Source organism: Streptomyces sp. NBC_01017, from assembly GCF_045162795.1.
Classification (GTDB): Bacteria; Actinomycetota; Actinomycetes; order Streptomycetales; family Streptomycetaceae; genus Streptomyces; species Streptomyces machairae.
In genome coordinates this window covers 11,120,625-11,140,322 of record NZ_CP108683.1, presented here as the reverse complement: position 1 = coordinate 11,140,322, position 19,698 = coordinate 11,120,625, and the positions used below count along the sequence as shown (strand labels likewise).

General features: G+C 67.3%; 18 protein-coding genes and 5 pseudogenes. 13 read left to right on the top strand and 10 right to left on the bottom strand.

Translation table 11 applies throughout. The features are described 5' to 3' along the window. Positions 1-247 precede the first annotated feature (247 nt). From OG331_RS51130 to OG331_RS51105, 6 genes and pseudogenes are all read left to right on the top strand, one after another. Positions 248-1,048: a transposase family protein gene (locus OG331_RS51130; protein ID WP_406209567.1), complete on the top strand. Its 801-nt coding sequence runs from the start codon at positions 248-250 to the stop codon at positions 1,046-1,048. 48 nt (positions 1,049-1,096) lie between these two features. After that, positions 1,097-1,183 (top strand): annotated as a pseudogene (locus tag OG331_RS51125) (IS5/IS1182 family transposase); the annotation flags it as partial. A 149-nt stretch (positions 1,184-1,332) separates the two neighbouring features. Further along, complete coding sequence (locus OG331_RS51120; RefSeq protein ID WP_406190748.1) at positions 1,333-2,547, top strand: site-specific integrase; 1,215 nt, start codon at positions 1,333-1,335, stop codon at positions 2,545-2,547. After that, positions 2,544-3,473 (top strand): tyrosine-type recombinase/integrase, encoded by a 930-nt coding sequence (locus tag OG331_RS51115; RefSeq protein ID WP_406190751.1) that lies wholly within the window; start codon positions 2,544-2,546, stop codon positions 3,471-3,473. Before OG331_RS51120 ends, OG331_RS51115 begins: the two co-directional genes overlap by 4 nt. Then, a pseudogene (locus tag OG331_RS51110) lies at positions 3,470-3,694 on the top strand (site-specific integrase); the annotation flags it as partial. The gene OG331_RS51115 and the pseudogene OG331_RS51110, both read left to right, overlap by 4 nt. Before the next feature lie 221 nt (positions 3,695-3,915). Then, positions 3,916-4,458, top strand: coding sequence for a tyrosine-type recombinase/integrase (locus OG331_RS51105; RefSeq protein ID WP_406190754.1), 543 nt, complete (start codon positions 3,916-3,918; stop codon positions 4,456-4,458). A 250-nt stretch (positions 4,459-4,708) separates the two neighbouring features. Here the strand turns inward: OG331_RS51105 and OG331_RS51100 are convergent, their stop codons facing one another. The 3 genes from OG331_RS51100 to OG331_RS51090 form a co-directional block, all read right to left on the bottom strand. Next, entirely contained in the window at positions 4,709-5,119 is a 411-nt protein-coding gene (locus OG331_RS51100) for a PIN domain-containing protein (protein ID WP_406190757.1), read from the bottom strand. Next, positions 5,116-5,337 (bottom strand): type II toxin-antitoxin system VapB family antitoxin, encoded by a 222-nt coding sequence (locus OG331_RS51095; RefSeq protein WP_406190760.1) that lies wholly within the window; start codon positions 5,335-5,337, stop codon positions 5,116-5,118. The genes OG331_RS51100 and OG331_RS51095 overlap by 4 nt, the downstream gene beginning before the upstream one ends. Before the next feature lie 86 nt (positions 5,338-5,423). Further along, positions 5,424-6,170, bottom strand: a complete 747-nt coding sequence (locus tag OG331_RS51090; protein WP_406209570.1) for a transposase family protein — start codon at positions 6,168-6,170, stop codon at positions 5,424-5,426. Between the two features lie 230 nt (positions 6,171-6,400). Between OG331_RS51090 and OG331_RS51085 the strand changes: the two are divergent. Further along, positions 6,401-7,200, top strand: a pseudogene (locus OG331_RS51085) (transposase family protein). A gap of 208 nt (positions 7,201-7,408) precedes the next feature. Here OG331_RS51085 and OG331_RS51080 read toward each other — a convergent pair. Further along, positions 7,409-7,975 (bottom strand): hypothetical protein, encoded by a 567-nt coding sequence (locus tag OG331_RS51080; protein WP_406190762.1) that lies wholly within the window; start codon positions 7,973-7,975, stop codon positions 7,409-7,411. Positions 7,976-8,090: 115 nt separating this feature from the next. Between OG331_RS51080 and OG331_RS51075 the strand changes: the two are divergent. Then, a pseudogene (locus tag OG331_RS51075) lies at positions 8,091-8,374 on the top strand (DDE-type integrase/transposase/recombinase); the annotation flags it as partial. 290 nt (positions 8,375-8,664) lie between these two features. Here the strand turns inward: OG331_RS51075 and OG331_RS51070 are convergent. Together OG331_RS51070 and OG331_RS51065 are read right to left on the bottom strand one after the other, a co-directional pair. After that, a complete protein-coding gene (locus OG331_RS51070; RefSeq protein WP_406190765.1) occupies positions 8,665-9,444 on the bottom strand; it encodes an IS630 family transposase in 780 nt (259 codons plus the stop codon). After that, positions 9,398-10,651, bottom strand: coding sequence for an IS110 family transposase (locus OG331_RS51065; RefSeq protein WP_406209572.1), 1,254 nt, complete (start codon positions 10,649-10,651; stop codon positions 9,398-9,400). Before OG331_RS51065 ends, OG331_RS51070 begins: the two co-directional genes overlap by 47 nt. A 534-nt stretch (positions 10,652-11,185) precedes the next feature. Between OG331_RS51065 and OG331_RS51060 the strand changes: the two genes are divergently transcribed. The 3 genes from OG331_RS51060 to OG331_RS51050 all read left to right on the top strand — a co-directional run bounded on the left by OG331_RS51060 (position 11,186) and on the right by OG331_RS51050 (position 14,008). Continuing rightward, positions 11,186-11,956, top strand: coding sequence for a transposase (locus OG331_RS51060; protein WP_406190767.1), 771 nt, complete (start codon positions 11,186-11,188; stop codon positions 11,954-11,956). Continuing rightward, positions 11,896-12,267, top strand: a complete 372-nt coding sequence (locus OG331_RS51055; RefSeq protein WP_406210868.1) for a transposase — start codon at positions 11,896-11,898, stop codon at positions 12,265-12,267. The genes OG331_RS51060 and OG331_RS51055 overlap by 61 nt, the downstream gene beginning before the upstream one ends. Before the next feature lie 541 nt (positions 12,268-12,808). After that, positions 12,809-14,008, top strand: a complete 1,200-nt coding sequence (locus OG331_RS51050; protein WP_406190769.1) for a S8 family peptidase — start codon at positions 12,809-12,811, stop codon at positions 14,006-14,008. A gap of 743 nt (positions 14,009-14,751) precedes the next feature. On the opposite strand, the pseudogene OG331_RS51045 reads toward OG331_RS51050, so the two are convergent. From OG331_RS51045 to OG331_RS51030, 4 genes and pseudogenes are all read right to left on the bottom strand, one after another. Beyond that, positions 14,752-14,880 (bottom strand): annotated as a pseudogene (locus tag OG331_RS51045) (IS6 family transposase); the annotation flags it as partial. 94 nt (positions 14,881-14,974) lie between these two features. Continuing rightward, entirely contained in the window at positions 14,975-15,370 is a 396-nt protein-coding gene (locus tag OG331_RS51040) for a type II toxin-antitoxin system VapB family antitoxin (RefSeq protein ID WP_406209578.1), read from the bottom strand. Between the two features lie 334 nt (positions 15,371-15,704). Then, a complete protein-coding gene (locus tag OG331_RS51035) occupies positions 15,705-16,211 on the bottom strand; it encodes a transposase (protein WP_406190772.1) in 507 nt (168 codons plus the stop codon). Between the two features lie 430 nt (positions 16,212-16,641). Next, entirely contained in the window at positions 16,642-17,781 is a 1,140-nt protein-coding gene (locus OG331_RS51030) for a glutathione-independent formaldehyde dehydrogenase (protein ID WP_406190775.1), read from the bottom strand. Positions 17,782-17,993: 212 nt separating this feature from the next. Here OG331_RS51030 and OG331_RS51025 point away from each other — a divergent pair, with 212 nt between their 5' ends. After that, positions 17,994-18,188: a hypothetical protein gene (locus OG331_RS51025; protein ID WP_274817529.1), complete on the top strand. Its 195-nt coding sequence runs from the start codon at positions 17,994-17,996 to the stop codon at positions 18,186-18,188. Between the two features lie 559 nt (positions 18,189-18,747). Continuing rightward, positions 18,748-19,695 (top strand): ISAs1 family transposase, encoded by a 948-nt coding sequence (locus OG331_RS51020; protein WP_406190779.1) that lies wholly within the window; start codon positions 18,748-18,750, stop codon positions 19,693-19,695. The last annotated feature ends 3 nt before the right edge of the window (positions 19,696-19,698 follow it).

The window sequence follows — 19,698 nt, the reverse complement described above, 5'->3', positions numbered from 1 at the left end:
GGCCAGACCCCAGCTGTAGGCGACACGAGCCGCGCCGGCATGCCGGACATCGCACCGGCCTGACGCGGCGTCGGGTCCAGCGCAAACCGGTAGGCATGCGTCGTGATCACCCCAAGAACCGTACCTGCCCCCGCTGACAACCCGACACCAGCAACCCCAACGATCAAGAGAACCTGACGAAGGCCGAGATTCGCTGATGGACTCCACAGCAGCTAGTAGCCCTCACGTGTCGACCAGTTACACCGCGGTGCTCGACGTGGAGCGGTCCACCGCCGAGCACCTGGCTCGGCTGCTTCGCGACCACCGCATCGCGGCCAGAACCCGCAGGGGCAGGCGTGCGCCGGGCTGCTTCCGGCAGGCAGTGCTCGTCCTGCGCTGGTTCATCGACAACGCCCGCGTTTCCCAACTCGCCCGCGACAACGGCCTGTCGACCTCCACCGCCTACCGTTACCTCCATGAAGGACTGACCGTTCCGGCGGCCGGGGCACCGGACCTGGCGACTGCGCTGGAACGCGCGAAGGCCGCCGGGCTGACACATCTGAACCTCGACGGCACCGTCGTCCGCACGGATCGCGTCGCCGCTCCCGGCCCCAACGGCGCGGACCTCTGGTGGTCCGGAAAACATCAGCACCATGGCGGGAACGTGCAGGTCATCTCAACCCCGGACGGCCGGCCGATCCGGGTCTCACCGGCCCGCCCGGGCCGCGAACACGACACCACCTGCGCCCGCCACCACGGTCTGCTTGACGCCCTCAACCGGATCGCCGCCGAGCTGGACATGCCGACCCTGGCCGACCTCGGCCACGAGAACGCCGGCGACGGCTTCCGACACCCGTACAAGAAGCCCGCCGGAAGCGAGCTGACCGAGGCCCAGCAGACGTACAACAAGGTCATCCGCGGCATCCACGGCGTCTGCGAGCGCGCCAGCTCCCTGCTCAAGACGACCTTCAAAGCCCTGCGCCGGATCAGCCTCGACCCCAGCCGCATCACGAAGATCGCCGCCGCAGCCCTCGTCCTGCTCCAGCTCGAGTACGACCGCACCATCTGATCAATCACGCAACGTCATGATCCGTTACTGGCAAAGACTCAGTGTGCTTGGGCGATAGAGCGGACCTACGGCTGGCTCATGCTCCACCGCAGACTGGCCCGCGACTACGAATTACTCCGAGCTCGGAGTAATTCGTACTATTCCGCGCTTCGCGTTATCCCGACCTGACACGAACCGCGCAGGCTGAGGCGGTGAACGGGTACGGGGCGGTCGGAATAATGCAGGGGTCGCGTTCTGCGGCTTGGACTGCCTGACTGGTTGGGAGCCCAGTCTGGAGGGCGGTCATGTATGAGCGTGATCCGTCGCGAGTAGTGGTGACGGGGCCGCTGGCTCCGTACGCGGTCGGCTTGTGTGCCGCGGTGCTGCACCAGGGCTACACCCCCAAGTCTTCCTGTGAGCTGATGCAACTCACGGCCCACTTGAGCCGGTGGATGGGTGCCCGGGGCGTGGAGCCGGAAGCCTTGGCAGGGCCGGTGATCGCGGAGTTCCTCGCCGTTCGTCGGCGGGACTACCGGAAGCGAACGAGCTCGCGTGCTCTCGTTCCTCTCCTCGCCCATCTGCGCTCGGTCGGGGCAGTGCCGGAGGCCCTGGTGCCCGTCGACGACAGCGAGGTGGGGGTGTTGCTGAGCGAGTACCGGCAGTACCTGCGGGACGAGCGTGGGGTGGTTGAGGTTTCGGTCCGCCGCTATCTGCCGCCGGTACGGGCGTTCTTGTCCACGGTGCCGTTGCCGCTGGCGCAGGGCCTGGCCGGTCTGACCGCCGAGCACGTCACCCGGTTCGTCCTGGAGGGGGCTGCGTGCCGCAGCACCGCCGATGCCAAGAAGATGGTGACCGGTCTGCGGTCACTGCTGCGGTTCTTGTTCGTCACGGGCCGCATCAGCAGGCCGCTGGCGGGGGCGGTGCCCACGGTGGCGAACCGGAGACTCGCCACGTTGCCGGGCCGCCTGACAGCCGACGAGGTGAACACGCTTTTGTCCGGATGCGACCGGAGCACCCCTGCCGGGCGGCGCGACTTCGCGGTCCTGACCGTCCTGTCGCGGCTCGGGCTGCGTGCCTGCGAGGCCGCCGCGATCGAGATCAACGATGTCGACTGGCGGTCCGGTGAACTGACCATCCGCGGCAAGGGCGGGCTCACCGACCGCCTCCCGCTGCCGGCCGACGTCGGCGAGGCCCTGGCTGACTACCTGATGCACGGCCGTCCCTCCGACTCTTCCACCAGCCGCCTGTTTCTCTCCGGGCGTGCCCCTCGCCAGTCCGTCACCGCCAGCGGCATCCGTGCCCTCGTCGCCCGTGGCTGCAAGCGGACCGGCCTGCCGCGGCTGGGCGCCCATCGGCTGCGGCACACGGTGGCCAGTGACTTGCTGGCCGCCGGAGCACCCCTGCCCGAAGTCGGCCAAGTCCTGCGGCACCGGTCCCAGTTGTCCACGGCGATCTACGCCAAGGTCGACCGAGTACGGCTGCGGGAATTGGCCCGGCCCTGGCCCGGGGAGGCGTCATGACCAGTCTGCGCGAGCACGCGGGGGACTACCTGACCATGCGGCGGAACCTGGGGTTCACGCTGGAGGGCCACGGCAGGATGCTGATGGACTTCATCAGCTACCTCGAAGGCGTCGGCGCCATCACCATCACCACCGACCTGGCGGTGGCCTGGGCTACGCGGACCGCGCCCGGCGTGAACCCGGCTTCCTGGAACAAGCGACTCACCGTGGCACGGATCTTCGCCCGGCATCTGCAGGCCCTCGACCCGGCCACCGAGATTCCGCACCCGGATCTGATGCCCCTGCGCTATCGCCGCATCGCCCCGCACCTGTTCGCCCCGGACGAGATCGTCGCACTGATGGCGGCCGCCACCGGGCTCCGCCATCCGCTGCGGGCGCTCAACTACGCCACCCTGATCGGTCTGCTGGCCGCCACTGGCATGCGCGTCGGTGAAGCCTGCGGACTCGACCGCTCCGACGTCGACTGGGACGCCGGGGTGCTCACTATCCGGGCGGGGAAACTCGGCAAGGCCCGCGAGGTCCCCGTGCACCCCAGCACGATGCAGGCGCTGCACGTCCACGACCAGCGGCGCGACCTGCTCCAGCCCGTGGTGTCGACCCCGGCGTTCTTCGTCAACACCCGCGGGGATCGCCTGGACGCCCATCACGTCCCCGAGACCTTCGCCCGGCTCCGCGACGCTGCCGGCATCCGTCCAGCGGCGGGCGGCCGGAAGCCCCGCATCCACGACCTGCGGCACACCTTCTGCATCGCCACAATGCTCAACTGGTACCGCACCGGCACGGACGTCCAGGCACAACTTCCACTGCTGTCCACCTACTTGGGCCATGTCGATCCGGTCTCGACCTACTGGTATCTCCAGGCGGCCCCCGAACTGCTCGCCCTGGCCGCAGGCCGGCTCGACGCCTTCCTCGGAGATCTCCCATGAGCTCACCGGCACCCCTCGTCCAGGGCTTCTTCACCGACCGGCTCGCCCACCAGCGCCAGGCAAGCGGCCACACCGTCGTCGCCTACCGCGACACCATCCGTCTGCTGTTTCGCTATGCGAGCCAGCAGACCGGCAAACAGCCCACCGACCTCGACCTCGCCGACCTCGACGCCGCCCTGATCGGCGCGTTCCTCACACACCTGGAGAACACGCGGGGCAACGGCACCACCACCCGCAACGCGCGACCGGCCGCGATCCACTCGCTGTTCCGATACGCGGCCTTCCGGTCCCCTGAGTACTCCGCCCTGATCCAGCAGGTGCTGGCCATCCCCTCCAAACGCACCGAGCGACGCGACGTCTGCTACCTCACCCGGGACGAGATCGAGGCCCTGCCGGCCGCACCCGACCTCAGCACCTGGTGGGGGCGCCGCGACCACACCCTTTGCACCTGGCCGTCCAGACCGGTCTGCGCGTTTGCGAACTCACCGGCGTCCAACTCCAGGACATCTACCTGGGACGCGGCCCGCGCGTCCTTTGCCACGGCAAGGGCCGCAAGGACCGCGCCACCCCGCTCACTCGCCACACGGTCACCGTCCTGCGCGGCTGGCTCGCCGAACGCGGCGGAGACCCCACCGACCCGCTGTTCTGCACCCACCGCGGTGGCCGGCTCAGCCCGGATGCCGTCGCCCGCCTCGTCGCCAAGCACACCGCCGCCGCGTCCGTGGCCTGCGCGTCTCTCCGCACCAAGAACGTCACGCCCCACACCCTTCGGCACACCGCGGCGATGTCCCTGCTGCACGCAGGGGCCGACACCTCCGTGATCGCCCTCTGGCTCGGCCACGAGTCGCAGGAAACCTCGATGATCTACCTCCACGCCGACATGACGCTCAAGGAACGAGCCCTCGCCCGCACCACACCACCCGACAGCAAGCCGGGCCGCTACACCGCCCCCGACCCCGTCCTCGCCTTCCTCGACAGCCTCTGACCGCGCCCGTTATGCCGAGCACCAGCACCTCGCAACTCCGCTGACCTGCACGGTCGGTGTCAGCTCGGGATAACTCGAAGCGCGGAATAGTACGAGACCCTGTCCGTCCGCTCCGAAGCCATGATCCACATCGCCATGACCGACCTCATGGCCCGCCGTCCCACCAGCGGGAACGTCATCTCCCGGCGCGACCCGACACCGCAGACCAAACAGCAGATTCCGGGATGAAACAACGGGAGAAAACGACCTTTCAGACGACGTTGTGGATGTTGTGCTCCGCCAGGTCGGACGCGTGCCGGGCGACTGTGCCGTAGTCGGCGTCGTCGTGGAGGACAGCCAGGCCGTGGTGGGCGGCGGTAGCGGCGATGACGAGATCCACTGCCGAGGCGCTGCGATGCTCCCCGGCCCGGGCCATTCGGTATTGGACCGCACTGATCCAACGCCCCGCGTTCTTCGGAACCGCGACATCGAGGTAGAGGTCGGAGAACATCTCCGCGATCTCGTCGTACTCGCGACCGTCTCGGGCGCTGTACAGAAACTCGGCGCGTTGCACGTAGCAGGATGCGATGGCCCCGGCATCGATCGCGTCGTACCAGGCCGACTGCAGTCTCGGATCGCGGAGCAGTCTGACGAGGCCGGAGGTGTCAAGCAGGTAGATCACCGGCTCTGCTTCTCCGCTCGGTGCAGATGCTCGGCGTCCTCGACGGCTCCCCACTCACGCGCACGCTCGAAGTGACGGCGGATGCGCGCCGCACGCTCCTGTCGCTCGGCGTAGAAGACAAGAGCGAGGTTGACGGCCTCTTTCTTGGTCCGGACGTTAGCCAGAGCCATGGCCCGCTCCAAGGCATCGTCATCGATGTCGATCTGGGTCACAGACATACAGCACCCCTAGAATGTTGATGATGTATATAGAAGAATACATCACCAACATTTCCCGATCCATGCGTCGGCTCACTGAGCCGTTTTCATCCTGAATAGCTGCAGGTCATCAGCGTGTGGACGGCTTGGACGATGGTGCCGATGCGGCGGGTGGAGCATCTGGCCCGCCGGAGCAGTCGCCAGGACTTCAGCTGTGCGAAGGCGCGTTCGCCCGGCGCCCTCAGCCGGGCGTGATCGCGGTTGAACTCCTGGTAGCGCGCGGGTTGTTCGCGGTGGTTCTTGTATGGGGTGCGGACGGTGGCGCCGGCGCCCTGGTGGGCGCGGTCCGCCAGGATCAGGATCTGTCTCGTGAGGCAGGCTTGGATGATGCCGTGAGCACGGGCGGCGGTCAGGTCGTGGGTGCGTCCTGGCGTGGCCCGGGAGAACCAGAGCGGTGTGCCGTCGGGACGTGCGATCACCTGGACGTTCATGCCGTGCTGCTTGTGCTTTTGGGAGTAGTACGGCTCGTCCGCGTGGACGCGGTCGGTGGCGATCAAGGTGCCGTCGACGATGACGAAGTCGCCCTCGCCCAGCCCGGCCAGGGCTTCCTGCAGGCCCGGCGCCCAGGCCGCAAGGACGTCCAGGGTCTCGTCGACGTAGCGCCACGCAGTGGCTGCCGAGACACCGAAGCCTGCCGCCGGCGCGGTTATCGTCTCGTTCTTACGCAGGTGCACCAGGGCGAGCAAGGCCCGCTTGAAGCAGCCCAGCTTCGGCCACCTCGTACGGCGTTCACACCTTCGTGCGTAGATGAGCCAGGAAACGTGCTCAACCAACTCATGCGGTACGTCGACCATGGCACGATACGGGACCAAGCGAGGCTCCTCGGGCGATGCGTGGTGCGTAGAGAACACCACCGCAACGACCAGGGGCCTCGTCTCGTTACCCACCCCCACTGACCTGCCAGTTCACCCCCCCAGAGACAGGATGAAAACGGCTCAGTGAACCCCTTTCATCCTGGTCCTTGAAGGGTGAAACCGCGGGTCAGAGATGCTGATCGGAACATGACGAAGCCTCCGTCGTTGATGTGGTGTTCTCACGCATCACGCCGCCGACGGAGGCTTCGTTGGTTCCGTATTCTGCCACGCTCGATGTCCCGCACGAACTCGTCGAGCATGTCGCCTGGCTGCTTTATGAACACCGCCAGGAGATCAACTCGCCCTGGCGCAAACTGGGTTGCTTCAAGCAGGCCCTTCTTGCACTCGCCCACCTACGCAAGAACGAGACGTATGCGCAGGTCGGAGCCAGGTTTGGAGTCTCGGAGACAACGGCCTGGCGGTACGTGGACGAAACCTTGGACGTCCTGGCAGCCTGGGCGCCGGGTCTGCGCGAAGCCCTGGTCGGGCTCGGCGAGGGCGATTTCGTCCTCGCCGATGGCACCCTGATCCCGACCGACCGCGTCAAAGCGGACGAGCCGTACGACTCACAAAAGCACCGCAAGCACGGCATGAACGTACAGGTCATCGCACGTGGTGATGGCGCACCGCTGTGGTTCTCCCGCGCGCTGCCAGGACGCACGATCTGACCGCGGCCCGTGCCCACGGCATCGTCCAGGCCTGCCTCACCCGACAAATCCTTGTGCTCGCGGACGGCGCCTACCAAGGCGCCGGCGCCACCGTCCGCACCCCGTACTACCACCACCGCGAACAACCACCGCACTACCAACAGTTCAACCGTGATCACGCCCGTCTCCGAGCACCCGGCGAACGGGCCTTCGCCCAACTCAAGCATTGGCGGATCCTCCGCCAGGCGCGCTGTTCCACCCGCCGCGTCAGCCGCACCGTCCAAGCCATCCACACGCTGCTGACCTGCGACTATTCAGGATGAAAGAGGTTCACTGAGCTTGTTCAGCGGTGAGTTTCGAGGGTGAGGATGGCTTTGACGATTGAGGTCATCCGGCTGGGGTTTCTCCAACTCGACCTCATACACACCCCCAGCCTGCAACCAGATTGACGATCCGTCACGAGCGCACGCAGCCCCGATCAATGCCTACGAAAATCTTGGCAGAGCTGTTGGCTGGACAGACCCAGAGCCACTAGTCACTCACTGTGATGGCGTTCCGAAAGGTTCCGCCTCCAGTGCAGGAAACTCTAGCGGTGGTGGAACTGCAGGTGATGATGTCAACCCCGAACGTTTCGCCCACCTGCATATTTACAGTGAGTACGCCCAGATTTTCCCCAGATGGCGCGTCGTTGACGGAGTACTGAGCTTGGCAGTTGGTGTCACTCGCGAAGTTGAAGGTGACAACGAATGCGTGCTCCTGGGTGAGTGGCGAGCCGTTAGGTGGAGCGACGGTGCAACCAGACGCGCTCTGCAAAGTCAAAACCGTCTGGGCGGAGAGGCTGCCGTTTACGAAGAACGGATGCATAACAAGAGGCGCGGGCGCAGAACCTGCCCCACGTCCGTTGCCGGTGATGGCGTTGTCGCCGTAACTGATGTTGCCGCAGGCGCCGGTGTTGTGGTCGCCGGTGTTCTTGATGGTGCAGTTCGTGTTGGTGTCACCGTTGCCGTGGTCGTCGTTGGCGTGTGCGGTGCCGTTGAGGGTGGTGAGGGCCAGGAATGCGGTGGCGGCGGCGGCGAGTGCGGTGCGCGCGTATCGCATGTGGTGTTTCCCATTCGTCCATTGGTGGGTGGTGTGGCGTTTTTGTATAGGCTGGAGGCTGTGGGGTGTGAGGTGTGGGAGGCGCGAGAGCCGATAGCCCGGATGGAGGCGCGGCGTGGACGAGGTCTTCATCAAGATCAACGGCGTGCAGAAGTGCCTGTGGCGGGCTGTTGACACCGACGGAAACGTCCTCGACATCCTCGTCCAGAACCAGCCGCTGCCAGCAGGTTCTTCCGCCGGCTCCTCACCACCACCGGGCAGGTGCCCCGGGTGATCGTCACCGACAAGCTCCGCTCCTACGGGGCTGCGCACCGGGAGGTGATGCCCTCGGTCGGGCACCGCTCGCGCAAGGGCTTGAACAGCCGGGCCGAGAACTCCCACCAGCCCACAGCCGTGCGATCTCCTTGTCCCGTGGGTCGGCCTTCGGCCTCCCTGCCGGCGCGGCGAGCGCCGTCTTCGCCCCGCGGTCGCGCTGCTGGCGCCAGGTTGTGATCAGTGACGAGTACAGGCCCTCCCGGCGGAGCAGGGCTCCCTTGCCCTGCCGGTCGAGCGGCTCGTACTCGACCAGGATTCTTGCTTTGCACTCCGCCGAGTACCGACGCGGGCCTGTGGAACGGGGTTCTACCTGCGGATCAGAGGTCCCGTGGTCGTTGATGCTGGCCACATGGGGCACTAGTAGACTGTCGTGGCTAATTCTTGGGATAAAGGTGGCGCAGTTTGATGCGTGCGTCATGGGTGGTGAACTGCCAGTCCACTTGGCGTTGGTCGGTGTTGGTGGCGTTCTGCCAGGCCGAGAGTTCGGTGTTGAGTGTGTCGAGGTCGCCGATCCGGCGGTCGAGGCATTGCCGGGTCAGCGCGGAGAGTTCGATCTCGGCGAAGTTGAGCCAGGAGCCGTGTTTGGGTGTGTGGTGGATCTCGAGGCGCTGGGCCGGGGCGAAGGCCTCTTGTGGTTCGAATGCCTCGTACAGGGAGGCGATGGTGTGGGTGTTGAGGTTGTCCATCACCAGCACCACGGTCGCGGCGTCGGGGTGGTCCACCGTCAGTAGCTGCTTGACCTGGCGGGCCCAGTCGATCCGGGTCCGCCGGGTCAGTGCCTGAACTCGACGCCATCCGCGCAGGGGTTCGGTCCATACGAAGACGGAGCAGGTGCCGCAGCGGATGTACTCGCTGTCCTGGCACGCGTCGCGGCCGGGCCGGGCCGGGAGGGGGTCGCGGACATGGGTGAGGAGCTGGTAGGGCTTCTCGTCCATGCACACCACCGGACGCGCCGGGATGGTGGGGTGCCGCTTCGGGCGGTGGCCTGACCCGCAACGTGACTGGCCTTGTGCCTTGGTGTTGATCTGTCGGCCGCGTGCTCGGAGTGGTACCTGCTGCCGCCGGGCAGGGGACGTGTCCCGATAGACATCTCGGGATCTGAAGAAGTCAAGCGGCAGCTGCCGTTGACGAGGGCACTGGAAAGTTGAAGGCACGTTCCTCGTCGAAGAGCACTCGCTTTTGGAGGCAGTGGAACAGCTGTCCGAGCAGGCGATTGAACAGGTGTCGCTGAGCTTGTGCATGCCAGTCGCCGACGTCGCGTCGGTGACGGTAGTGGGCCTGAGCTCCAGGAGATGAGCGCAGGGAGGAGAAAGCCCTCAGATAGCCGGCGTGGTGGAGTCGGTTGTTCTTGACCATGCGGCGTCCCACGTGGTGTTTCTTGCCGGAGGCGCGGGTGATCGGTGCGGATCCGGCGTATGCCTTCAGTCCGCGGGCGTCGCAGAAGCGGTTGCGGTCGTCGCCGGTCTCGGCGAGAACACGTGCGGCGAGCTGGACACCGAGCCCTGGGAAGCTCAGGAGTATTTCGGCATCGGGATGCTTGTGAAAGTTGGCATCAACTGCTTCGGCAAGGTCGTCACTGGCCTGGCAGGCTGCCTCGAACTGCTTCAGCAGAGCGAGAAGTTGCCTGCCGAAGGCGTTCTCGACAGCCGCGGGCTGGTGGGCGTACTCGGCCCGCAAGACACCACGCAGACGGGCAGCTTCTTCCTCAAGGCCGCGGACGCGGCCGGCGCGTTTGAGGGCGGAGCGCAGCTGGCTCAGAGACAGCCGCGAGCCTTCCGCCGGTGTTGGCGCCTTGGCAAGGATGATGCGGGCTTCCTCGCGGGCCAGTCCGCCCTGCTTGGCCAGGAAGGCTTCCAGAGCAGCGGGGTAGTACTCGCGCAGCAGGGAGCGGATCTGGTTGCCGATCTGCTGGCGGTTCCAGACCGCGTCCTGCTGAGCCCGAGCCAGCACCGCGATTGCCTGGACCTGGTCGGAGTCCGCTGGCAGCGGCCGGTGAACAGCCATGTCGGTGCGCAGGATGTTCGCCAGCACGAGAGCATCGCCCGGGTCTGACTTCTTGCGGGACACACCGTGGCGGTCGCGGTAGCGGGAGGCGGCGAGAGGGTTGATCGCGAAGACCTTGCGGCTGCCGGTCCGCAGGACTGCTACGAGCAGGCCACGACTGGTCTCGATGGCCACCGGTATCGGCGACTCAGGGCTGTCACCGTGTTCGGCCAAAAGCTCCAGCAGCATCCGGTAGCCGGCCGCGTCATCGCTGATCCGCCGCTTGGCCAGTAGTTCGCCGGCCTCGTCGACCAGCACGACGTCGTGATGCCTCTCTGCCCAGTCGATCCCGCAGAACACAGTCACACGTTCTCCCATCCTCGACTTGTTTTCCCAGTTCACGAGCTCATGCGGGTCACGCGGCGTCCTAATCCCAGGACTCGATCGGTCCGCCATCTCGGTAGCCGTTCGCTACACCAGCGCACCCCAGGGGCCTCTGTCTGCGCCAGAGCTCGCGGCTCGAGGAGGTGGACAAGAGGTCGCCCTGCGGCGGGCTCGCGCCACGACGACAACGGACGGCATGCGCTGGTGGGTTTCACGGGACGTGAAGACGCCGGAACCGCGCCGCTCTCTCGTGAGGCCTCCCGGCCGGGAGATTCTCAGGCGTCTGCCCGGCGTCCGCATGCCCCGTGAAACCCACCACCGTGACGGCGCCGCTCTATCGGGAGGCCTCGTCAGCCAGGGGCCTTACAGGCGTCCGTCACGCCAGACATCCCAGAGGCCCAACTGCGGTCCTTTGGAACGACCTTCACCACGGATTAGGGGCCTTCGCGACAGGCACCGTCACAGTCTTGACCTCCCCGCCCCGGCGGCCGGCCACCGATTCCCGAGGCGATCAGGAGACAGGCGACCTTGCCCAGCATCACGCACCCCAGTGCACCATGTCACACCCCGGCCGACGCCGCGGAGGACGTCCTGCCCAGCGTCGACACCCACAAGGACGTCCACGCGGCAGCCGTGGTCACCGTGCTCGGCGCGACCCTGGACGGCCGCAGCTTCCCGGCGACCACCGACGGCTACCGCCAGCTCGTCGCCTGGGCCCGCCCGTTGGGCATACTGCGCCGGGCAGGCGTTGAGTGCACCGGCTCCTACGGAGCCGCACCGACCCGTCACCTGAGTGCCGAAGGCATCGAGGTGACCGAGGTCAACCAGCCCGACAAGGCCGCCCGGCGCCGCCACGGCAAGACCGACGCCGTCGATGCAGAGGCCGCCGCCCGTGCCATGCTGTCCGCACGCGCCACCGCGACCGCGAAGACGAGCGACGGACCGGCAGAGATACTGCGACTGTTCAAACTGGCCAAGGCATCAGCGGTCAAGTCCAAGACCCAGGCCATCAACCAGCTCAAGAGCGTCCTGGTCTCGGCCGACCCCGCCCTGCGCGAGGCGCCGGCCGGCCTGACCAACCCTCACCTGGTCAAGCGATGCGCCGAACTGGACGACCTGACCACCACAGGGCCGGCCGCGGCAGCCCGCCACACCCTCAAGCTCCTCGCCCGCCGCATCCAGCACCTGGCCGAAGAGATCGACGACCTCAACAAGCGCATAGCCGAGACGGTGAAAGCCTGTGCTCCCGGTCTGCTCGACGCGTACGGCGCGGCCCCGACAGCGCCGCCGCCCCGCTGATCGCGGCCGGGGACAACCCCGATCGCCTCACCAGCGAAGCCTCGTCCGCCCTGTGCGGCACCAATCCGGTCGAGCAGTCCTCCGGCAAGACCCAAAGACGCCGACTCAACCGCACAGGCGACCGCCAGGCCAACGCAGCCCTCTACCGCATCACACTCAGCCGTCTCCGCTGGGACAGCCGCACCCAGGACTACCCACAGCGACCTCTCACCAAGGGCAAAACACGCCGAGAGATCATCCGCTGCATCAAACGCTACGTCGCACGAGAGATCTACCGACCCAATCGTCCCAGGCAACACCTCAGCCAATAGCACCGACACCGCCGGAGCCGTCGCTTGACACCCATAGGGGCATCAACGCCCTCCCACGCATGTGACGGCAGATCCGGGCCCGCACCCTCCCATCGGGTGACACATCCCCTGTGAGGGTATAAATCAGGGAGAGTTGAGCAAAGCGGAAACCCAACACCCAGACCAATCCAGCCGATTCGCATACCGGCGAGCAGCTTCACTTCGCGGTGTGTCCCCGCCGGGCGCCTGAGTCCCGCAGGACGCTGACGCCTGCGGGCGCCGAGCGCGCCTATGTACCCGGACCGTCGGGTCCGACACCGCAACTCGGCAAAGGTTCACGTGTTCTCCGCCAGAGACTCTCATCTGTGAAGGAGCGGCGGCGGCGCGGCGGCGGGCCGGGTTCTGTCCGGTTCCCGCGTTGACCCCCCGTCGGCCAGGGCCCGGGCACATGAATTCCAGGGCCGGTGCGCATCAATGAGTTACGGCCTCCGCCGTAGATCACCGCAGATTTTACGGCTGATGGCTCAACCCCCCACAAAACTTGGCGAGGAGACCCCTCTTCATGGCAACTCACAAGCGCCCGAACCGGATCAGACTGACCGCCACCCTCACCGCCGCCGCCGCGGTCGCAGGCGGCACCCTGCTGTACCCGTCCTTTGCCGGCGCCGCGGCGCCGGCACAGGGCACGGTCTACGGAGCGAACGCCGACGGCGCCATCGCCGGCAGCTACATCGTCATGCTCGACGAGAAGGCCGACCAGCAGGAGCTGGCCACCCAGTACGGCGGCACGCTCAAGCGCACCTACCGCTCCGCCATCAACGGCTTCTCGGCCGGCGGCCTGTCGCAGACCGAGGCCAGGCGCCTGGCCGCCGACCCGGCCGTCGCCAAGGTCGTGCAGAACAAGAGGTTCACCATCAACGCGGAGCAGCAGAACCCGCCGTCCTGGGGCCTGGACCGCGTCGACCAGGCCGACACCGCCGGAGACAGCAAATACACCTACCCCGACTCCGCCGGCGAGGGCGTCACCGCCTACGTGATCGACACCGGCGTCCGCATCACGCACAAGGACTTCGAAGGCCGCGCCGCACACGGCTTCGACGCGATCGACAACGACGACAGCGCCGACGACGGCCACGGCCACGGCACCCACGTCGCCGGCACCATAGCCGGCGCCGCCCACGGCATCGCCAAGAAGGCGAAGATCGTCGCCGTCCGCGTCCTCAACGACAACGGCTCCGGCACCACCGAACAAGTCGTCGCCGGCATCGACTGGGTCACCCAGCACCACCAGGGCCCCTCCGTCGCCAACATGAGCCTCGGGGGCCCCGCCGACGAAGCCCTCGACGAAGCCGTCCGCAAGGCGATCACCGCCGGCATCACCTTCGCCGTCGCCGCCGGCAACGCCTCCACCGACGCCGGCCAGGGCTCCCCCGCCCGCGTCCAGGAGGCCCTCACCATCGCCTCCTCCACCAAGGACGACACCCAGTCCGACTTCTCCAACTTCGGCGAGATCGTGGACCTCTACGCGCCCGGCTCGGACATCACCTCCGCCTGGAACGACAGCGACGAAGGCACCAAGGTCCTGTCCGGCACCTCCATGGCCGCCCCCCACGTCACCGGCGCCGCCGCGGTCTACCTCGCCGGCCACCAAGACGCCACCCCGGCAGACGTCGCCACCGCCCTGACCAACGGCGCCACCCCCGACAAGATCACCAACCCCGGAGCAGGCACACCCAACAAACTCCTGAAGATCACCGAATAACACCCCGCCCACACCACGCCGGACGGGCGCCCCACCGCCCGGCCGGCCTGGTGCAACAGTGAGCCAGGGCCAGCTTGCCGCCGGCGGCGGCTGACGCAGGTGCCGGCCGGCCCGGGGATGCCGAGGAGGCCGCACGGTCCGGTAACGAGCCCGCAGCACAGGTCGCGCACGGCAGTGGCCATGTGCCACCACTGCGCCGCCGGAGCAGTGGTGGCTGAGGACGGCGTTGCACAGCGCCGTCCTGTCCCCGGGGCCGCGTCCGGCGCGGTTGGCGATGCCGCCGGCACGGCACTGCCCACAGGCCACCCCGGTGATCACCTGGACGCCTCTCGCGGGCACGCATGCCCCCTGCCACAGCGGTGCGGCGACGGATCATGCGGGCGGCCTGCCGGGGATACGGGAAGGCGGAACGGGCGACGGCCAGGACCGCCCCACGCGGGCCTCGCGCCCGCCCTGACCGAGCGGGCGAACGCAGTGCACCGCCTGGGCCGTATGCCGGGCAATGCGCGGCAACCGGCGGACAACACAGGCTGGTTGGCATGGTCAACTTTGACTGCCTGCCAGATGATCAAGAAGGAGATTTGCGACCTGCGCCTTTGAATACACGAACGAAGGGCCGGAGTGGCGCGCGCTACAGGCAGGCCTCGACCGGAACATTCCTTCTTGATCATCTGGGGCTCTGTCAAAGTTGACAGTGCCCCCTTTCGTGAGCCAGCGGAAGCCGTACCCGACCTGCCCGACGCCCCGCGTTCGAGCATCAGTTCTTCGACCTCGCGGTAGCTGAGCGGGAAGCGGAAGCACAGCCACAGGCAGTGAGCGATGGCCTCCGCCGGATACCGGTGGTTCTTGTACGACGGCGGCGCGGACGACACGACGACTCCCCTCCCTGGAGACGAACAACATCGTCAGCAGGAGACGGTCTCGCACTATTGGTAGCCGGTGGGGCTCTGCCGCAGGTCGCCGTCGTCAGGCGCGTGCGTCCTGCTGCTGCAATTCCTTTAGGACCGCCGCCACAGTAGTGACGTCGTTATCCACATGGAGCACCGCGTGACCGTGGTGTACTGCCGTGGCACACACCAGGAGATCGATGACCCCCGCGGTGCGGTGCTGGCCCCGCTGCGTGAGCTTGTACTGCGCGGTGTCCACCCAGCGCCATGCGTAGTCCCGGAGGGCCGCGTTGACCGTGTCCTCCTTCGTAGTGGAGCCCATGAGGCGCATCGCCTCGGCCAGTGCCTCATCGTCCAGGTCGATCTGTGTCACAGAGATCTCCACCACCACCCTCAAGTACGCGATGTATGCAGCCATCACACATCGCCAACATCGCCCACGTCCGACGGTGTCCACAGAGACCCGCCTTGTCAGTGGCCACGACGGTGAGGGTGAAGCTGCCCGCTGGCAATGCCCTGGGAACGTGGAGTCTTCGTCTATGCGGCTTGAGCCCGTGGACGGGCCTTACTGATCGTTTCAGAATGAGGTGCGGAGTCGTCTCAACCTCGATCCACCGCGTGAATTCTGATCACTGCCTTCGGGCGGGTTCGGGGTGATCGTTCGGGGTGCGGGCGGCACGGTGTGCCGGGTGGCCGTCTGATGCGGGGTCTCCGAGAGTCTTCCTGGTCGTGGGCGGGCAGTCGCAATACGTGGTTCAGGTGAGCATGCGTTGGCCGGTCGCGATCCACAGGTCGGTGAAGTCGTCTTCCTAGCGCCAGTGTTCGGGCAGGTGGAGGGTGAGGCGGCGGGCGCCGGTGGCGATCCGGGCGGGGATGTTGATCAGGTGGCGGCGGATGGTGCCAGTCCTCGCCCGGGCGTGGAAGACGGAGGCGAGGTGGCCGGCGGCCCGGGTGAGGTCGTAGGCGGTGGCCGCGAGGGTGAGCCAGGCGGCGTTCGCGGTGAACTTCCCCGAGGGGAGATGGGCGAGGGCGGAGTCTTCCAGGTCGGCGAAGACCTGCTCGACCTGGGCGTGTTCGCGGTGCAGGGTTCGGCCTGGGCCAGGAGGAACGGGCTGTCGGTGAAGATCACGTGGTGGCGCCAGACGCCGAACAGCTCGGCCTGCCCCTCGGGCACGCTCTTGGGGTTCAGGCGCTTGACCCGGCGCACGATCAGCCGGGCGGTGGCGTGGAACGCTTTCCTCTTGCTGGTGAACGCGGTGAATGGGACCTCGGTGATCTCGGCGTTGGAGATCCAGCGTTCCTCCTCGGCGTCCCATACGGCGGCCGTGTACTTGATCGGCGTCCAGGCGTCCTCGGCGATGCCCGCGACGGCCTCACGGATCTTCTTCGTGACCGCGACCGCGAGGGAGAATCGTGCGCCGGCCTTGCGGCAGACGTCGACGACCTTGTGGGAGAAGATCCGTCGCGTAAGAGACCGTCAGACGCCTGTCCGGGAAACTCGTGGCGCCCCGGCCCCTCACGCCCTCAACCGATCACGCCCCCGACAACGTGACAGCACCCGGCGGGTGCCTCGCGGCCGGCCCGCCGTGGTGGTCAGCGATCGGCCTTGCGCTCGCCGACGTCGGCCGTCTCCGCCAAGGCCGGCAGCCGGCAACCGGCCGGCCGCAGCCGGCGAGGGCATCCACCGGCTGGTCCGGTCCAGGCCACGGCTCAGCCGGCTGCCGAGCAGGGCGGTGTCAGACGTCCTCAATCGTGCGGGTGCAGGACGACCTTGGTGTAGCCCTCCGTCCGCTTGTCGAACTTTTCGTACGCCGACGGCGCCTGGTCGAGCGGCAGCTCATGCGAAACGACGAAGCTGGGTTGCGCACGGTCCTCGATGATCATGTCACGCAGATGACGGTTGTAGCGCTTGACGTTGCACTGCCCGGTGCCCACACGCAGCCCCTTTTCGAACAGACGCCCGATGGCGACCACCAGCATGCCCTGCTTCGCCTGCTCGTCCGGTCCGCCGGGGTCGCGCGGGACGTACAGGCCCGGCACACCGAGAGCGCCCGTCGGCCGGACCGTCTCAACGAGGGAGTTCAGTACGGTCGCCGGTTCCTCGCGGTCCTCGCCACGCGCCTGGGCCTGGTAGCCGACGGCGTCGATGCCCTTGTCCGTGCCTTCACCCGCGGTCTGCTCCTTGATCTGCTCCACCGGGTTGCCCTGGGTGAAGTCGATCGGTACAGCGCCGATCTCCTCGGCCTTCTGCAGCCGCTCGGCCACCCGGTCGACCACGAACACCTTGCTCGCGCCGCGCAGCATCGCCGAGTAGGCGGCCATCAGACCGACCGGACCGCCGCCGTACACGGCGACGCTGTCACCGGGGCGCACATCGGCCAGCTCGTTGCCGTGGTAGCCGGTCGGGAAGATGTCCGCCAGCAGGACGAAGTCGGTTTCCTTCTCGGTGCCCTCGGGGAGCTTCAGGCAGTTGAAGTCGGCGTACGGCACCCGTACGTACTCGGCCTGGCCCCCCACGAAGGGGCCCATCGCCACGTAGCCGTACGCACCGCCAGCGAAACCGGGGTTCACGGTCAGGCAGAAGCCGGTGAAGCCCGCTGTGCAGTTCTTGCAGAAGCCGCAGGCCACGTTGAAGGGCATGACAACGCGGTCTCCGCGGCTGAGCGACGTCACACCGTCACCGGCCTCCTCGATGACGCCGAGGTTCTCGTGGCCGAACACGATCCCCGGCTCGGCGGCCGTGCGGCCCTCGTACATGTGCAGGTCCGACCCGCAGATAGCGGTGGACGTGACGCGGACGATCACGTCGTTCGGGTGCTGGATTCGAGGATCCTCCACTTGCTCGATCGCGACTTCGAACGGTCCCTTGTAGACGACGGCTCTCATGTCGAAACCTTCCACTGGATGTGGCTGTTCGCTCACAGATGGGAACGGAGGCGCCGAGGGACCCGCTGCATCCGTCGGGAGGAGGTCCCCAGCCCTGCAGCTCACCGGTCTTCTGTGTCCTGGCTCACACTCCAGACTGGTGCATGATGAGATTCTTTGCATCTAGAGGCTGCAAAGCTCTTTTCCACACCATTCCGGAAGGATTCAGAACCTTGTCGCGACGTCTCGGCACGCTCCTCGTCCCGGTATCCGGCCTGTCCGGCACGACCTATCCGGAAGGGACCCGGGTGGCCATACGGGGCAGTGGAGGCTCCGTCGACGGCTTCGTCGACGGAGACTGGCTGCCGCTCGCATGGTGGGAGTTCGCGGACACCCAGCCCGAGGGCACCCCCGACACCCTGGCGTAGCTCCCAGCACGGGTAGGGAAGTGATGTCCGGGCCGGCGCGAGAGCTCGCCGGTTTGAGCGACGCTGAAGAGGTGCACGAAGGCGACGTGTTGGTTGTCGACGGGACGGGATGAAACGACCCCGGCGGCCGTCAGGCCGCCGGGGTCGTTGTTGATTGCCGCTCAGGATGAGCATGACGGGGGTAGGACGGTGCCTTTCCGGTTGAGCATGATGGGCTGATCGTTGCGGGTGGGTTGATCTCCGGGGTGCCGAGGGGAACGGTGACCATGTCTTGATCGGGAAACGGCCCTCCCGTTGCCGTTGGTCGCGAAGCCGGGAGTGCCGTTCGGGTGCGCCCGGAGGCGCTTTGATCACGGTAGAGGCGGACGCCTGGGCTCCCTGCTCACGCTGTGCCTGGTCGCCGTCCTCGGCGGAGCCACGTCCCTGGCCGCCATCGCCCGCTTCGCCGCCGATACCGACTACGGCCTGCGCGAACAACTCGGGCTGACCTCCAGCACGCCGAACGCCTCCACACCGGGACGCCTCCCCGGCCCTGAACGGCGACGCCCAGGACGACGCCGTGGGCGCCCGGCTCGCCCGGTACGCCACCGACCCGGTCGACGAAGACGGCGACACCCTGGCCGGCCTGGCCGTCGCCGGCACGGCCGTGCGCGGATCCCGCACCGACGGCACGGCCGTCCACCTGCTCACCGCCGCGTTCCACGCCCGCCAGACCGTGATCGCCCAGCACCAGATCACCGCGAAGAGCAACGACATACCCGCCCTCGCCCCACTGCTGGACCGGATCGACCTGCGCGGCGTCGTCGTCACCGCCGATGCGATGCACACTCAGCGCGCCCACGCCGAGCACGCCATGGCCGCCGGCGGCCACTACGTCCTGGTGGTCAACGGAAACCAGAAGAAGCTCCGCAAGCAGCTGCAGCGCCTGCCCTGGAAGCAGATTCCCCTGCAGGCCCGCACCACCGGTGCCGGGCACGGCCGCCGCGAGGTCCGCCGTCTGAAGGTCTGCACCGTCCGTCCCGGCCTGCTCTTCCCGCACGCCGTCCAGGCCATGGAGGTCAAGCGCCGCCGCACCCACCGCAAGACCGGCAAGGCCGAAACGAAGACCGTCCACGCCATCACCAGCCTCCCGCCCGAACAGGCCAGCCCGGCACAACTCGCCGAACTCGTCCAGAATCACTGGTCAGTTGAGGCCCTGCACCACGTCAGAGACGTGACGTTCGGCCAGGACGCCTCGCGCATACGCACCGGCTCCGCACCCCGCGCCATGGCCACCCTGCACAACCTGGCCATCGGACTCATACGCCAAGCAGGCTGGACCAACATCGCCGCCGCAGCCGATCACTACCGGTCACGCCCCAGCACGCAACAGCCATGCCCCGACTCACAGCCTGAGAACGCATCGCCCTTGGAACACCCCTGGCATCTGGGGGCAGGCGGGAGGGTCTTGCTGGCTTCCTGTTGGCTTCTTTCTCGGTATGCGGTCGGCTGGTCTTATGGAGGGTGACGT

Excerpts from the sequence above, each read along its gene's own strand:
- OG331_RS51080 (WP_406190762.1), bottom strand. The coding sequence starts at position 7,975 with ATGCGATACGCGCGCACCGCACTCGCCGCCGCCGCCACCGCATTCCTG.
- OG331_RS51030 (WP_406190775.1), bottom strand. The coding sequence starts at position 17,781 with ATGAGAGCCGTCGTCTACAAGGGACCGTTCGAAGTCGCGATCGAGCAA.
- OG331_RS51095 (WP_406190760.1), bottom strand. The coding sequence starts at position 5,337 with ATGTCTGTGACCCAGATCGACATCGATGACGATGCCTTGGAGCGGGCC.
- OG331_RS51115 (WP_406190751.1), top strand. The coding sequence starts at position 2,544 with ATGACCAGTCTGCGCGAGCACGCGGGGGACTACCTGACCATGCGGCGG.
- OG331_RS51090 (WP_406209570.1), bottom strand. The coding sequence starts at position 6,170 with ATGGTCGACGTACCGCATGAGTTGGTTGAGCACGTTTCCTGGCTCATC.
- OG331_RS51120 (WP_406190748.1), top strand. The coding sequence starts at position 1,333 with ATGTATGAGCGTGATCCGTCGCGAGTAGTGGTGACGGGGCCGCTGGCT.
- OG331_RS51050 (WP_406190769.1), top strand. The coding sequence starts at position 12,809 with ATGGCAACTCACAAGCGCCCGAACCGGATCAGACTGACCGCCACCCTC.
- OG331_RS51035 (WP_406190772.1), bottom strand. The coding sequence starts at position 16,211 with ATGGGACGCCGAGGAGGAACGCTGGATCTCCAACGCCGAGATCACCGA.
- OG331_RS51065 (WP_406209572.1), bottom strand. The coding sequence starts at position 10,651 with ATGGGAGAACGTGTGACTGTGTTCTGCGGGATCGACTGGGCAGAGAGG.